Annotated in this window: 12 protein-coding genes and 1 tRNA gene; 5 read left to right on the top strand and 8 right to left on the bottom strand. The window is 57.9% G+C overall.

Translation table 11 applies throughout. The features are described 5' to 3' along the window. Window positions 1-172: 172 nt before the first annotated feature. The 3 genes from Q0J85_RS11685 to nagA form a co-directional block, all read right to left on the bottom strand. Complete coding sequence (locus Q0J85_RS11685) at window positions 173-1,408, bottom strand: hypothetical protein (RefSeq protein WP_294481782.1); 1,236 nt, start codon at window positions 1,406-1,408, stop codon at window positions 173-175. Between the two features lie 130 nt (window positions 1,409-1,538). Then, window positions 1,539-1,628 (bottom strand) — tRNA-Ser (locus Q0J85_RS11680). A 78-nt stretch (window positions 1,629-1,706) separates the two neighbouring features. After that, the gene (gene nagA, locus Q0J85_RS11675) at window positions 1,707-2,849 is read right to left on the bottom strand and encodes an N-acetylglucosamine-6-phosphate deacetylase (RefSeq protein WP_294481778.1); all 1,143 of its coding nucleotides are present in this window, start codon (window positions 2,847-2,849) and stop codon (window positions 1,707-1,709) included. 203 nt (window positions 2,850-3,052) lie between these two features. Between nagA and Q0J85_RS11670 the strand changes: the two genes are divergently transcribed. Together Q0J85_RS11670 and Q0J85_RS11665 are read left to right on the top strand one after the other, a co-directional pair. Then, window positions 3,053-3,961, top strand: a complete 909-nt coding sequence (locus tag Q0J85_RS11670; protein ID WP_294481775.1) for a sugar phosphate nucleotidyltransferase — start codon at window positions 3,053-3,055, stop codon at window positions 3,959-3,961. Next, complete coding sequence (locus Q0J85_RS11665) at window positions 3,958-5,076, top strand: phosphotransferase enzyme family protein (protein ID WP_294481772.1); 1,119 nt, start codon at window positions 3,958-3,960, stop codon at window positions 5,074-5,076. Before Q0J85_RS11670 ends, Q0J85_RS11665 begins: the two co-directional genes overlap by 4 nt. A gap of 27 nt (window positions 5,077-5,103) precedes the next feature. On the opposite strand, the gene Q0J85_RS11660 is transcribed toward Q0J85_RS11665, so the two are convergent. The 5 genes from Q0J85_RS11660 to plsY all read right to left on the bottom strand — a co-directional run bounded on the left by Q0J85_RS11660 (window position 5,104) and on the right by plsY (window position 11,845). Continuing rightward, window positions 5,104-8,268: a beta-galactosidase gene (locus tag Q0J85_RS11660; protein ID WP_294481769.1), complete on the bottom strand. Its 3,165-nt coding sequence runs from the start codon at window positions 8,266-8,268 to the stop codon at window positions 5,104-5,106. Between the two features lie 18 nt (window positions 8,269-8,286). Further along, window positions 8,287-8,901: a type II secretion system protein gene (locus tag Q0J85_RS11655; RefSeq protein ID WP_294481766.1), complete on the bottom strand. Its 615-nt coding sequence runs from the start codon at window positions 8,899-8,901 to the stop codon at window positions 8,287-8,289. 35 nt (window positions 8,902-8,936) lie between these two features. After that, entirely contained in the window at window positions 8,937-10,076 is a 1,140-nt protein-coding gene (locus tag Q0J85_RS11650) for a substrate-binding domain-containing protein (RefSeq protein WP_294481763.1), read from the bottom strand. 129 nt (window positions 10,077-10,205) lie between these two features. Beyond that, on the bottom strand, window positions 10,206-11,201 hold the full coding sequence (locus Q0J85_RS11645) for an NAD(P)H-dependent glycerol-3-phosphate dehydrogenase (protein WP_294481760.1): 996 nt from the start codon (window positions 11,199-11,201) through the stop codon (window positions 10,206-10,208). Then, window positions 11,198-11,845 (bottom strand): glycerol-3-phosphate 1-O-acyltransferase PlsY, encoded by a 648-nt coding sequence (plsY, locus tag Q0J85_RS11640; protein WP_294481757.1) that lies wholly within the window; start codon window positions 11,843-11,845, stop codon window positions 11,198-11,200. The genes Q0J85_RS11645 and plsY overlap by 4 nt, the downstream gene beginning before the upstream one ends. A 104-nt stretch (window positions 11,846-11,949) precedes the next feature. Between plsY and Q0J85_RS11635 the strand changes: the two genes are divergently transcribed. From Q0J85_RS11635 to Q0J85_RS11625, 3 genes are all read left to right on the top strand, one after another. Then, window positions 11,950-13,059, top strand: coding sequence for a Xaa-Pro peptidase family protein (locus Q0J85_RS11635; RefSeq protein ID WP_294481754.1), 1,110 nt, complete (start codon window positions 11,950-11,952; stop codon window positions 13,057-13,059). Between the two features lie 221 nt (window positions 13,060-13,280). Further along, window positions 13,281-14,372, top strand: a complete 1,092-nt coding sequence (locus Q0J85_RS11630; RefSeq protein ID WP_294481751.1) for a substrate-binding domain-containing protein — start codon at window positions 13,281-13,283, stop codon at window positions 14,370-14,372. Next, window positions 14,369-15,094, top strand: a complete 726-nt coding sequence (locus tag Q0J85_RS11625) for a prepilin-type N-terminal cleavage/methylation domain-containing protein (RefSeq protein ID WP_294481749.1) — start codon at window positions 14,369-14,371, stop codon at window positions 15,092-15,094. Before Q0J85_RS11630 ends, Q0J85_RS11625 begins: the two co-directional genes overlap by 4 nt. Window positions 15,095-15,173: the final 79 nt, after the last annotated feature.

Raw genomic sequence — 15,173 nt, 5'->3', positions numbered from 1 at the left:
ATCAGTCAGTCTTTTTCGTCAAGTGTTGGATTTGATACCGAAGCGAGAATTTGAAGTGGAAAGCAAAGAATACATCACTATACTCCGGCAACCGGTGATTGCAAGGCCGGGCCAACCCATTATCCGGCAGATCGTGAATGCGGTTTGCAGGTACTCCGGGCTTGACGATTTTTTAAGGCGATTTGCTTTTGTTTCCCGGCAGCGTCCACGGCGGAATGCTTCGCATGACCTCAAGGATCTTTCCCGCTATCTCTTCACAGACAGGCTCTTTCCCGCTGCCGTATTCAAACGACCAGCGGTACGTGATTCGCTCATTCCCGGAACCGTAACTCAAATAGTTGAAGTCCGGGTACAGCAGATTCCACTTGTAATACGGAACATGCCGATATTTTGAGGTCATCGGGATCGACATCGGCCCCTCTGTCGGGGCGGAAAGCGTAAAAATATATCCGTCCGCCAGAGGTCCGGATACGGTGCGGACTCTTTTCTCAAATGCGCTGTAAACTTCAAACAGTCCGGTATGATAACTGAAAATCATCCTGCCAAGATCACTGATTTCCCATGTTCCGGGAATTCCCGCTTTTTCAAATGCCCGCTGAAGTTCGTCGCGGCGGGCGCGGGTGGATGGATGCCCGGCAATCGTTCCTAAGGATTCAAACATCTGTAGATACGGCAGACGCAAAGACTCATAAACCGGGAACCTGATCTTCAAGGCCATGCCGATTTGCGGAAATCCTCCTGAATAGGTCAGAATATATGTTTTCGCCTCTTTCTCTGCCGAAACAACTACAAAATTCGGATATACACCATCTTTTATTCTGTCGGCGCGTACCTGTTTCCCGATATACAACTGGAACATATTTGCGGTATAACGTTTCCCATCTTCCGGTGCGTCATTGGAAATCGTAACGCTATCCTGATTGTTTGAGACTTCGATCTTCAGCTCCCATCCGTATTTGATCCCGAGGCAGATTAATTTTTCTAAGTCAGGATGAAATTCTTCAGGGATGGAGTCGGTATTGACCGATACTTTCCTGTAATCCTGAATCAGCGGCGGGCGCCCTTTGGGGTCACGCATTACGCGAGCAACAATCCAGTCTCCCTCGCTGATTTTTGCGGCAGAGTCGGCATCGCTGAAACGAATGGAAGAATTTCCGAAAGGAACGTTCCCGCTGACCTGGAAAGTATTATCCGGGAGCTTCCGGATTATCCTGCCGACCGCGATTCCCTGTTTCGCGAGGGATACCGGAATCTGGTCGGCATTGTTGTCACGAATCAGTTTCAGCTGTTTTTGATACCAGGGAGTTTTTGTCAGCATTTCCGCCGGAATTGCGGCGTGTTCGCATCCGCAGAGGAACAATAGAATCCCGGCGGCAGGGAGAATGAAAAAGGTTTGTATTTTCATCATTTGGGATGAATATCCTCTTTTTCAGCGTTTCCGCCAGCGGATGCCCGCAAATGGAAAACCTGCTCGAATCCAGCAACAAAAAAGCCGGATGCCCGTTTTTCCGTAACATCCTGCATCTGATTGCAAACAGTGGCGGAGAGAGAGGGATTCGAACCCTCGGAGAGGTTTCCCCCTCGCAGGTTTAGCAAACCTGTGCTTTCGGCCACTCAGCCATCTCTCCTTTTCCGGTTGTGTTCCTAAAATAGCCTTTGTTTGCCGGAATGTCAAATCGTTTTTGAGGGAAATTTTGAAAAATCTCTCACCGCTCGAAACGCAGCTCCCCGTCCACAAACGTTTTCATCACCCGGAAATCCGCGTCGAGCAGCACCACGTCCGCCTGATAACCCGGCTCGAGTTTGCCGATTCCCGGCAGTCCCAGCGCGCGCGCCGCCGTGTAGGAGGAGGATTTCACCAGCTCCGAAAGCGGCAGCCCCGTCACTTCCGCCACGTTCTTGAGCGCGACGTTCAACTGCAGCACGCTGCCCGCCAGCGCGCCGCCCTCTTTCAGCCGCGCCTCGCCGTCGCGCGAAATCACCGGCAGACCGCCGAGCGTGTACTCCCCGTCCGGCATCCCCGAGGCACGCATCGCATCGGAGATGAGCTCGATGTGGTCCGCCCCCTTCACCTGGAACGCCAACGCGATCATGTCCGGGCAGATGTGCAGCTTGTCGCAGATCAATTCCGCGTAGACGTCGCTCTTGAGCAGGCCCGCGCCGACCATCCCGATATCGCGATGGTGCAGCGGCGTCATCTGATTGCAGAAGTGCGACAGATTCCGCATCCCCTGCAGATAACACTCCTTGAACTGTCCGAAAGTCGCCGCCGTATGGACGCAGGAGGGGACGATCCCCATCCGGCAGAGTTCCGCCGTCAATTCCGCCGCCCCCTCCGTTTCCGGCGCGAACGACACTTTCTTCACCGGATAGACGGCGTTCAGCCGCTTGACCTCCTCAATATCCGGTCGGCGCACGTAGGCCGGATTCTGCGCGCCGCAGCACTTCACATTGATGAACGGCCCCTCGAGGTGGACTCCCGGGAGTTTGCACCCCTTGCCGTCGTAGTGTGCCACCGCGTCGAGCGCCGCGCGCAACTCCTCTTCCGGCAGCGTCAGCGTCGTCGGCAGCAGCGTGGTGACACCCTCCTCGAGTTTGCCGCGCGCGATGGTGTTCACCGCCTCGACCGAACCGTCGCAGAAGTCGACATTGTTCCGCCCGTGGCAGTGGATGTCGACGAAGCCCGGCATCGCCGTCAGGCCGCTTCCGGAGATCGTCCGATCGGCTGCGGGCAGCGGCGACCCCGCCGGAATGAGCGAAACAATTTTGTCCTCCTCGATCAGAAGCGACCCATTGGCAAGGTCGATTCCCGGAGTGACGATACGGCAGTCGGTGATTAAGGTACGCATGATGAAATCCTCCCGGTTTTTCAGTTCTTTCCATCCACTTTACAATATAAGGCAAGCTTCCCGTTTCCGGAATGAAGCGATGTGCAAAACTTATGGACTTTTTTGCAAAACCGTGTGCAAAGCCGTTTTTTTCGGTTGAAATGCTTGTTTTGACGCTTATCTTGAAGTATATTTCCCAAAATAATGTAAGGAAAGGTTGAGAAATGAAACTCACTCTTCTCGTGCTGGCGGCCGGGATGGGGAGCCGTTACGGCGGGCTCAAGCAGCTCGACGAAGTCGGTCCCTCCGGCGAAACTGTGATGGATTACTCTGTGTTCGATGCGATGCGCGCGGGTTTCGACCGCGTGGTGTTCGTCATCCGGCGGGAGATCGAGGAGGCGTTCCGCGCCGCGATCGGCAGCCGCTATGCGGACCGCATTGAAGTCGCCTATGCGTTTCAGGAGATGAACGATCTGCCGGGCGGATTCACGGTTCCCGAGGGGCGTGTGAAGCCGTGGGGCACGGGCCAGGCGGTCTACGCCGCGCGGAAACTGCTCGACGGGCCGTTCGCCGTCATCAATGCCGATGATTTTTACGGCGCGGACAGCTATCGTAAACTTGCGGGCTATTTGCGTTCCGAGCCCGACAACGGGAAGATCAACGGCTGTATCGCCTCGTTCGTGCTCGCGAATACGCTCAGCGAAAACGGTTCTGTTTCGCGCGGAATCTGCTCGGTCGACGCCGCCGGCAACCTCGCGAAAGTTGTGGAGCACACGAAGATCTTCCGGCGCGACGGAGCGATCGTGAGCGTGCGTGAGGATGGTTTCGAAGTTCCGTTCACCGGTTCCGAGCTTGTCTCGATGAATTCGTGGGGATTCTCGGCCGGGCTGGTCGGGGAACTCGAACGGCTCTTCACGGAGTTTCTGCGCGAACGCGGGAGCGAGCTCAAGAGTGAATTTTATCTGCCGTTCGCGGTCGATACGCTGATCCGCGAGGGACGCGCCGAAATCAAGGTGCTGCGCAGCGAGGACAGCTGGTTCGGCATCACCTACCGCGAGGACAAGCCGTTTGTGCAGGCAGCTCTGAAGAAACTCGTCGCCTCGGGCGCGTATCCGGAGAAACTGTTCGCATGATGAGTTCGCTGCCGTCCCGTTCGCAGGAGGAAATCCGTGAAATCTGCGCAGGATTCGCGATTTACGGGGATTTTCTGGTCGCGGTTCCATTTGGATCCGGACACATCAATGACACCTATCAGGTCACCTACGATCAGGGCGGCGTGCGACTGCACTATACGCTTCAGCGGATCAACCACTCCGTGTTCAAGAAACCGGAGCAGGTCATGGAGAATATCGATCGGGTCACGGCCCATCTGCTGAATAAGATCCGCAGCCGCGGCGAGGAGACCCGCAAGCGGACGCTGCGGCTGCTGCGCACATTTTCGAACCGGCCGTTCGTGCAGGACAAACGCGGCGACTACTGGCGCGCCTATGTGTTTGTCGAGAACGCGCGTTCCTACGATGTGCTTGAGAGTCCGAAGCAGGCGTATCTCGCGGCGCGCGCGTTCGGCGAGTTCCAGTGTGATCTCGTCGATCTGCCGGGGAAGCGGCTGCATGAGACGATCCCGGACTTCCACCACACGCCGAAGCGGGTTGACGCTCTGCTCGAGGCAGTGGCAGAGGATCGGGTCGGCCGCGCCGCCGGGGTGAGGCGCGAAGTCGATTTCGTGATGAAGCGGCGCGATGAAACCGAGCTGCTGCTGAAACTCCATGCGCAGGGGGCGATTCCGGAGCGGATCACCCACAACGACACGAAGTCGAACAACATTCTGATCGACGACCTGACGGGGGAGGGGGTCTGTGTGATCGACCTCGACACGGTCATGCCGGGGCTGTCGCTCTACGATTTCGGCGACATGGTCCGTGGCGGGACGAGTCCGGCCGAGGAGGATGAGGTGAATCTTGACAAAGTCGGCATGCGGTTTGAGATGTTCGAGGCGCTTCTGCGCGGCTTTCTTTCGAGCGCGGGCGAGTTCCTGACCGAAGCGGAGCGGGAGAATCTGCCGTTCTCCGGCAAACTCATCACGCTCGAGACCGGGATTCGATTTCTGACCGATTACATCAACGGTGACGTCTACTTCAAGACCCGCCGCCCGAATCACAACCTCGAGCGCTGCCGCAACCAGTTCCGGCTCGTCGAGTCGATCGAGCGGCAGATGGACCGCATGAGTTCGCTTCTGCTGGACGCCTGACCGGCGGCGCGTGCGCTCCCGCATTTTTTACGGGGCGCTGAGTCCCTCCGGATTGGCGTGGACACGCGCGAACGCCCGCGCATCTCCGTCGTAGGTGATCCACACATACCACGGCAGTCGCTCGCCGCATTTGTCGCGCAGCAGCGCCGGATCGAATCCGGCATCAGGCGGGAGTTTGAATTGTTTCTCTTCGCCGGGATCGAGCGTGAACGGCAGCGGTTTCGAGAGCGGGGCCGGAACTCCGTCCACCCGGAGCTGCAAGGTGCCGGCAGCCCGTTCGGGCAGGAAATTCATGACACGGACATCGACCGGTTTTCCCTCCCCTGGCTGAGCGGCGACGGCCAGCAGCGGACCCGCATTCCGCATTGCGATGAGGACGAGACTCTTTTCGAGCTGTGGCAGTGTGGTGGAGAGCACGCCATCCCGACACTGGAACGGAAGTTCCGCAAGCGTTTCGCGCACGGTGTCCATGACGAAAAGGCGCTTGATTTCGAACGGAATATCCGCCTCGAAGGCTACTTGATGCCGTTCATGCGGCCCCCAGTTTGCAATGCCGAAGAGAATGCACTCGTCATTGCCGTAACGGGAGAGAATCTGGAACGGCGAATCGTCCGTCTCGATATCGTTGGAACTGAGCGCCGGGCGCATGGGCGGGCACAGCCCGCAGCGATCGAGGAATCCCTTGAGCAGTTTCCGGTACTCCGGATCGCCGACGTGGATGATCTCGTTCCCGCGTGTCGCCGGGGAAGGCAGGGTGGTGAGCGTATAGAAGTAATTCCGATACGAGTTGAAAAACGTTCCGGCGAAGTAGAGGACTTTTCCTCTGCCGACCGCGCGTTCCGTCACGGCCGGGGAGCCGTCCGGAAAGCGGGCGAGGATCTTCGCGTCGTCGGCGGCGATGATTTTTTCCGCCCGGTCGATCGGCGCGATGTTCGGGCGATGCCGCCAGCCGAACGGCGTCTCTTTCGTGATCGGGGCATAAAGCCGGATTCCTTTCGCGTAGTCGGTGTCGAAGCTCTGGAACTCGTCGGTGGTCCCGAGCGACTTCCCGCCGAGGATGCTGCGGAGAGAGTCGGTTTCGCGGTGGAATTCATCGTATTTCCCGGCCTGGTACTCTGTGATGAGAATGCCGCCGGATCGGACGAATTTCAAGATTTTCTCCGCGACTTCCGGGCGCAGGTGGCGCGAGAGCGGCAGCAGCAGCACTTTGTATCGAGGCAGTTCGCCCGCATGGATGTTGTGGTAACTGATGATGTCGACCGGATAATGCAGTTGAGTCATGAGTTTATACGCTCCGCGCAGGGCGGAGATCGGCGCGACATTCGGCGTCTGGGAGATCTCCTCCCACGGAAAGTAGACTGCCGCCGTCGCGGGCAGAACGCGGCCGGTCATCAGGATGGGCGCGAGCGTCTGAGCAGTCTTGGCGACCTGGGCGGCGCCGCGCCCCTGCGGCGTCAGCACTCCGTCGCCGTCGCGCAGCCAGAATCCGCGATGATTCTCTGTCCACAGCTGATGCCAGCAGTAGAAGTAGACCCCCTTGAGCCCGTGCAGAAAGGCCGGCATGTAGAGCAGGTGCATGTCCGCGGCGGTTTTCTCGGTCTGGTTTACGCGGCGGAACTCGAAGTTCGATTCGAGGAATTTCAATGCCTTGTCCCCGACCTGCGTTCGGTGGAAGTCGAGGCTCATCACGGGATCGAGATACCCCTCGCGCTGGAACGGATAGAGGTCGTAACCGTAGAAATCGCACGCGTCGCGGAACAGCCACGGATCGGTCGCCGTGCTCGCGGCATAATAGTCGAAATTGATCGGTTTCGGTGAGAGCGGCGTATCGGGCAGGTGCGGTTTGAGCAACCGGTACGCTTCGCGGAAATATTCCGCAACGCTGCATCGCCGGAACTCCATCCAGTCGAACCAGTCGGCGGCCGGGCCCATGAATTTGCGCGGCGGCTCGACTTCGGAGAAATCCCGGAACTCCGATCCGTACAGTTGATTCAGTTTCGCGATGTGGCCGTAACGTTTCTTCAGCCAGTCGCGGTAGAGTCGCAACGTGTGTTTGCTGTAGTCGGCGAGTCCTTTGACGTGCCACGTGTGATAGCCGTGCTCATTGTAGTAGACCACCTCCTCGAGACCGGGATGCCCATTGAGCGAGTCGAGTACGCGGGCGGTTTTTTCTCCAAGGCGGCGCGGTACATGCATGGCGACATTCTTCAGAATTTCACCATCGGCGTTGACCATGAAACGGCCGTCCTCGTCGGTTTCAAAGTTGATGCCGCAATTACTGCGGGACAACCCCTCGTTCCGAACGATCAAGCTCAAGGTCCGGTCCGTGAGTCCCGCGGTGTCGCTCCAGTCGTGGCGAACTGTGAAGCCGAGCGCCCCCGATTGTGCCGAGCCGTGAGCGGTGCCGATCGACATGCGGTAGGGACTGCGTTCCGGCAGAATCCGGATTGTTCCCGAAGCCACCGGGGCGGATCGGGTCTGTGACTCCCATTGCGGTTCGAGTTGGAACTCGCCCGGACTTCCGGCAGAAAAATTCCAGGGAATTTCACTGTGGCCCGGCGGAATGGTCAGAGACTTTTCCCAGACGACTTTTTGATTTGCCAGCAGGCGCAGCCGCCCGGCAGCGGGGGAGGGGAACGGATTGTCGGCCCGCACTGTGCCCGCGAGTGTCCCCCCCGACCGAACCAGCGTCCGCCGGGGAACGGTTTCCAGCCGCAGCCGGTTCCGGAAGAAGAGTTCCAGACCCGTCAGTTCCATGTGAATGAAGCCGTGGGGACGGTACAGCGTGAGCCGGTATTCGGAAAATGGTTCGTTTCCGGCAGTCAGGGTCAGGGAAAAGGTTTTCGCGGTGTTGTCGTCCCCGCGCATGTACCAGGGCTGGTCGGCGAGTTCCACGGTTTCCCCGTTGCGCACGCCCGCGAGTGTGACTTTGGAAATGCTCCACCACTTGTTGATGGATCGGGAGTGCAGTACGACTTTGGCCAGCGGCTCGGCTGTTGCCGAACGGATGGTCAGCGTCACGCTCGACGGCTTGCGCTTCCCGCCGTTCCAGAGTGCCGGGAGTTCCTCCACCGTCCCCGAGTCGGGAGGAAGAGACGAAGTGATTTCATAGATTCCGCCGCCGGCCAGCGGCAATGAGGTCAGCAGCACCGGCAGGAGAGCCCATCGCGGGAAGAGGGATGAAAAAATCATTTTCATTTCTCCTTTCGCTCAGAATCCGGTGCCCCAGATACGGGTGAAATTCTCATACTTCTTGATTCCGGCTGGTTGGAATTTCTCGACGTGATTGTCCAGAAACACCATATTCGCGATACCGTTGTGACGGAAGATCACCCGATGGGGATCGTCCCAGCCCGGGTTGATGCAGACATACGGCGCCTGATTTTTGCTCTGCCCCCCTTTGGAACTGTCTGCAACGAGGAACACGGAGGAGGCAGAACGTTTTTCTGTTTTAGAGCAGTACCAATTCGTACTCCTAAAACCGTAAACCTCGAATGGATTTTCCCAATTTTTGGACTGATAGGGGACCACCGGACAGCGGTATACTACTTGATTTGAGTTTTTTGATGAGATCAATTTGCAGGCAACCAGGTATGTCGGCCAGTTTTTCGCATAATCTGATCCCATCCCATCCGGCATCCACCCGCCGAATGCGTCCGCGTACAGCAGAAGCGCGGTGCCGCATTGCCGGAGGTTGGAGACACATTTGCTCGCCTTTGCCCGATCTCGCGCCTGATTCAACGCCGGCAGCAGCATGCTCGCCAGAATCGCGATGATCGCAATCACGACTAGAAGTTCAATCAATGTAAAATATTTCCGACTCATGGCGCTATTCCTCCTGTTGATATGAAGATGAGTTTTCATAGCGAATACTCCGGAATTCGGCTCGCAAGTGGACGGAACGAGGCCGGGGCGGTACTCTCCGGGAGACGTCGGACACTTTCGCCGGGCTTGAACGCCGGCGGCAGCACGATCTGATATCCGTCGGCAGGAACGTTGCCGGCCAGAATGGAAAAGGCCCGGTCCACAATCTCCGGCAGCGGCTGCCGGATTGCGGTCAATTTTGGCGTGAGTGTGTCGAGGAACGGCAGCCCGTCGAAACTGATCAGGCTGATATCGTCCGGAACCCGTTTCCCCACGGCCTTGATCGCGTCGAGTGCTCCCCATGCGCTGTAATCCGAAACGGCGAAGAGCGCGGTGATGTCGAGTCCGCGCCGCAGTTCCTGCTCCATGATCCGGTAGGCGAATTCGTAGCGGTCACCGTCCCGTCCGACCCCGGAATTGATTACAACCGGCTTGATCCCGGCGAGTTCCAGCATTTCCGAGAAGCCGACCGCCCGTTCACGGCAGGGGCGGATTCCCGGTTCTCCGAAGAGCAGTCCGATCCGCCGGTGGTTCTGCGAAAGCAGCAGACTTGCCGCCATCGCTCCACCACGCCGGTTGTCGATCGTGACGCTGTACACAGACGTATTCAGATAATCGTCAAAAAGTACAAACGGTTTGTCTTTAAGAATCCGCAGAGCCGCAATCTGATCGAGAGTAAACAGATCGCTGACCGGCGCGTAGGCAACTGCGTCGTATTGTCCCCGGATCGGACTAACCGCCGCGAGAAACTCATCATGCGATGAGACGATTACCGTGGTGACTTTCCAGTTGCGTCTATATGCTTCCGCCTCAAGAGAGGCGGTCAAGAATTCATTGTAACTGTTCTTCGGCGTTCCGAAGTGCGGGGGGCGGAAGTAGAGCAGCTTGCGTGTCAGAAATGATTCTGCCAGTTTCCCCGCCTGCTCCGTGAGATAGGTTCCGGACCCCTGCCGTTGATGGACGAAACCCTCCCGTTCCAGTTCCGCCATCACGAGCCGCATCGTTCCGTAGCTGCATCCGGCCAGTCCGGCAAGTTCGCGCGCGGTCGGCAGCTTGCGTTCCGCCGTTTCCGACTCCTCCGCGATTCGTGTCACAACGTATCGTTTGGCCGATTGAAAGAGATCTTTCCGGTTCATTTTTTCTACTTTGCTAAAAGTGCTAAAGTGATTTTGCTCTTTAGCATTAATTATGACAGAGTTTCCGGAAAAAGTCAAGGGATGATCCCGAAAAAAAAGAAAATTTTTCGGGATAGCCTCTGTTTCGGCTTAGAGCTCCGGCTTGGCGGAACGGGACATGAGATTCCGGACGGCGGTCGGAACATCGCGGCCGTGATAGAGAATCGCATGGATCTCGTCGATGATCGGAGTCTCCGCCCCGACCCGGCGGGCGAGGGTGTAGGCCCCCTGCGCCGTGGTGACTCCCTCGGCGACGACCATCCCCATCTCCTGCAGAATTTCCGGGAGTTTCTTCCCGCGGCCGAGCTCTTCGCCGACGTGGCGGTTGCGGCTGTGACCGCTCGTGCACGTGACGATCAGGTCGCCGATGCCGCTCAATCCGGAGAACGTCTGCGCCGAACCGCCCAGGAGTTCGCCCAGACGCCCCATCTCGGAGATTCCGCGGGTCATGAGCGCGGCTTTCGGATTGTCTCCGAGTTTCATCCCGTCAATGATCCCGGCCGCGATCGCCATGACGTTCTTGAGCGCCCCGCCGAGTTCGACGCCGACGACATCACTGCCGGTGTAGACGCGGAAGTTGTCGTTGATGAAGAGCTTCTGCACAAACCGGGCGTCCTCCGGATTCCGCGAGGCGGCGACCACGGCGGTCGGAATCCGGCGCGAAACCTCCTCCGCATGACTCGGCCCGGAGAGAACCGCGTATCGGTTGGGGCCGAGAACCTCTTCAACCATCTCGTGGATCAAAAGCCAGCTGCCGACTTCGATCCCTTTTGCCACATCGAGCAGCAGATGCTTCTGCGGATCGAAGTGCGGTTTCAGATTCGCAAGCACGCTGCGCAGATACTGGGTCGGCGTCGCGAGCACCAGCAGCTCCGCGCCGTCGACCGCGCGCGCAATGTCCGGCTCAAATTCGAGCGCGTCCGGCAGCCGCACGCCGGGGAGAAAACGGACGTTCTCCCGCTTTTCACGCATTTCGGCGAGATACTCCGGGAAGGGCCCGTACATGACCATCTTATGGCCGTTGTCGATCAGGGTCATCGCCAGGGCGGTTCCCCAGGCGCCGTCGCTCAGAACCGCAATTTTCACCGCTGCGTCCCCCGTTTGTCGCCATCTCCGCCGAATCGGCTCTCAGTTCCGTTCAGCAGCCGCTTGATGTTCGAGACGTGCCGCAGAATCGCCAGAAGCGCGATGAGTGTGAAGAAAATGAGCGTCGATGCTCCGAGCGGGAACGGCGTCGGGAGTCCGAGCCCGAAGAAGAGCGCCGCCGCCACGGGCAGTGCCGCCGCCGCGACGATGCTTGCGAGCGACACGTAGCGGGTCGTGAGGAACGTCACGAGCCAGACCAGCAGCGCGCACAGCAGCGGATACGGCGCGAGCGCGAGCGCGACTCCCGCTGCCGTCGCGACCCCCTTGCCGCCACGGAATTTCAGGTAGATCGGGAAGATGTGTCCGAGAATCACCGCCAGTCCCGCCGCGAGGGCGAGATTCGCCGTATCCTGCATGAAGACGGAATTCACAAGCGCGACCGGGAGCGCACCTTTCAGAAAATCGAGCAGAAAGCAGATTTTGCCCTGTATCTTGCCGACGGTCCGGGTGACATTCGTCGCGCCGATGTTGCCGCTGCCGACCTTGCGAATGTCGATTCCGTGCAGCCGCCCGATCAGATAGCCGAACGGAATCGCGCCGACGAGATACGCTGCCGCCGGAACGATGAAATACTCCAGATTCATAAAAAATCTCCCGCTTTTCGATTGAAACCCGCCCGGGGGGGAACTATATTTTTTCAATAAGATACCTCAAAAACGGTTTTTTTGCAAATAGTGGGAGGATTGAAATGCCCAAAATCGTGCGTTTGATTGTCGCCTCCGGCGAGACGTCGAGCGACCTGCGTTATGCGGCCGGATTTTCCGCGCCAGACGAATTCATCTGGTTTGACGACGGAGCGGGGCGTCGCGGCGTGGTCATGTCCGCGCTGGAGTTCGGACGGGCTTCGCGCTCGGCGCGGCCCGATACGGAGGTACTGCCCGAACAGCAGTTCGGAGTCACCCGGCTTGAGATCCTCTCGAAGCTGGCGGTGGAGTTGCGGGCGGACGGTTACCTTGTGCCGGAAGATTTCCCATTGCTTCTGGCGGATCTGCTGCGGAAAAACGGCATTTCGGTCGTCGCGCACCGCGGACCGTTTTTCCCGGAACGGGAGTTCAAGAGCTCGGATGAGGTCGGAAAGATCATTCGTTCGCAGCGCGCGGGCGAGGCGGGCTGCCGCCGCGCGTTCACCGTGCTGCGCGAGACCGATATTGATTCCGCGGGGCGGCTGATCTGGAACGGCGAAGTGCTCACCAGCGAAATTCTGCGCGGCGAGATCGATCTTGAAATGGTGAAACTCGGAATGCTTCCGACCGGAACGATCTGCGCGGGGGGCGAACAGGGGTCGCAGCCGCACAACGTCGGTTCCGGGCCGCTCTTCGCGAACCGCCCGATCGTTATGGATATCTTCCCCCGTTCGGCGGAGACCGGTTACTGGGGAGATCTGACCCGGACGGTGGTCCGGGGGAGGGCGCCCGAGATCGTTCGGAAAGCGTATGACGCGGTGCTGGCCGCGCGGGAACTGGGCAAATCGCTCATCGCAGTGGGCGCCGATCCCGCTGAGATTCACCGCGCTGCCGCCGCGAGCATGGAGAAAGCCGGATTCCGGACCGGGCAGAACGAGAAATCCGCGTTCGGCTTCTTCCACGGTCTCGGTCATGGGGTGGGGCTCGACATCCACGAGTCTCCACGCCTCTCGCCGCGCAACGCGAATCCGCTGCGCGGCGGTGAGGTCATCACGGTCGAACCGGGGCTCTACTATCCCGAGTGGGGAGGAATCCGGCTCGAGGATCTCGTCTATCTCTCTCCCGGAAACGGTCCGCAGTGCCTGACCGAACTCGAGGATTTCCTCGAACTGTAGCGTTTGTCCCCCCGCTGTGGCGGAACCAAACCATACAAGGGCAAAGAGAACTCACGCTCTCTTTGCCCTCTCTTTTGTGCCGACACCACCTGGAAAAGAGACATTCTCAAGGGGAGAATTCCCCGGTGAAAAATTTTTTTCTTAATCTGTCTACAAAATTGCGACAATCTGTCTCCATTGTTTATAATTAATAACAGAAATGCAACGGGAAATCCGGGAAAATGATTCTGCAGGAACGATCTGAACAACTTTATATCAAACTGAGCCGGGAGTTGAAACGCTTCTCGCCCGGCAAACGATTTCACACCATCCGGCACATTGAACGGAAGTTCGGAGTCAGCTACCGGGTTGCGGATGTGACGCTGGACCGGCTTGAAAAGGAGGGGCTGCTGGAACGACGGGATCGCAGCGGGCTGTACGTCCGTTCCACTGCGCCCTGCCGTTCCGTGGCTTTCTTTTACATCGACTGGCCGGGGGGCCACCAGCGGTTCATCGCCGAACAGTTCGGCCGCGCCCTGCTGGCTCTGGGGCATTACGATTTTTCGGCGCTGCCGTACAACTACCAGTCGGATCTGATTCCGCAGCTGGAGGCGTGCCCGGCTGACCTGCTGGTCGTATTTTGGCCGCCCCGGCCGCTGAGCTCGCAGGAACTTGTCTGGCTGGGGCAGTTCTCCCGGCCGCTGGTGCTCTGCGATCTGAATCTCCGCGACATTTCGCACCACTGTTTCTTTGTCAATAGCGGTTACGTGTGCACGCTGGCTCTGACCCGGTTTCGGAATAACGGTCACCGCCGGATCGGCATTCTGCTTGCGGAGCCTCCTTTTGGAGAGAATTGGGCGATCCATCATGATTTTCTGACTTTCGCCCCGCTGTACGATTGCGTTCCCGTTCTGATCGAGTGCCATCCGGAAAGCGGCAACTTCTCCCCGGAGCTGGCTTATCTGGCCATGATGAAGCATCTGGACCGGTTCGGACTGAATTTCACCGGGCTCTTCGTCATCTCCGGCTATGCGGCACAGGGCGTTCAGCGCGCTCTCAACGAGCATGGGATTTCCGTTCCGGACGATCTGAGTGCGATTGCATTCGGGAATCCGGAATCCACCGCATATTTCACGCCGCCGTTGACTACCATCGCCGACGATGAGAACACGATGGCCACGCAGAAAGCGGACGCCGTTCACCGGTATCTTCAGAATCCCGCCTCCGGGCCGATCATCGTGGAATCCAGAGCGATCGTTTACGAACATCAATCCGTTCGCAATCTTCATTCGACCATTACAACCAACCCCAATTCAGAAAGGAATATGGCATGAGAAGATTCACATTGATAGAGTTGCTCGTCGTGATAGCGATCATCGCGATATTGGCGGCAATGCTGCTGCCGGCGCTGAATCAGGCACGGGGACGGGCGAAAGCTGCGAGTTGTGTCAGTAACTTGAAACAGCTCGGACAAGCTTTTATTGCGTATGCGGATGACTCGAAAGGCTGGGCCCCCTCGACATATTACGATAATGGATTCTGGCTACGTCCGTTGCTGGATGGAAAATACGTCAGCGGTCCATCGTACACGTTGCAGTGGGACAAAGCCTATTTTGATACGGAAACGAAAGGAATCTTCTCCTGCCCATCCATTCCCTTTTCCGGTCAGTTTAGCGAGACTTACGGTTTGATTGCCAATGGAGACATAGGTAGACTCCGACTGACGGGAGGTGAGCTTGTATTAATTTACAACGCCTTTAATCAGGATACCACCAGATGGGGATTTAGAAAATCGCATTATTCACCAAGTCAGTCGTTGATTCTCGGGGATTCCAGCTGGGAAAGTGGTGGTCATGATTCTTGGTACAGACTTGATTCGGTTTATCAAGGAGAGGCCAGTTTGCGGCACTCTGCTCGTGGTAATTTTCTGCACGGGGATGGTCATGTGGCCGCTTTACAAAACACGGAATTGAAGGCACATTGCTTGTGGGGAAACTCGCTCGATACGATTAGATATGTTTACCCGGGAATGGTTATTTCCGTCAAAGCTCCGTAATTGTTTGTTACAAAACAAAGTCCACAGTTCGTTCTCTCAATAGAAGATAGTTGCCCTGCTTTTAGTGAGCGGTCGTGGT

It is taken from the genome of uncultured Victivallis sp. (assembly GCA_944389935.1).
GTDB lineage: Bacteria > Verrucomicrobiota > Lentisphaeria > Victivallales > Victivallaceae > Victivallis.
The sequence above is the reverse complement of the archived record's forward strand: the minus strand, read 5'-3'. Positions and strand labels throughout refer to the sequence as shown.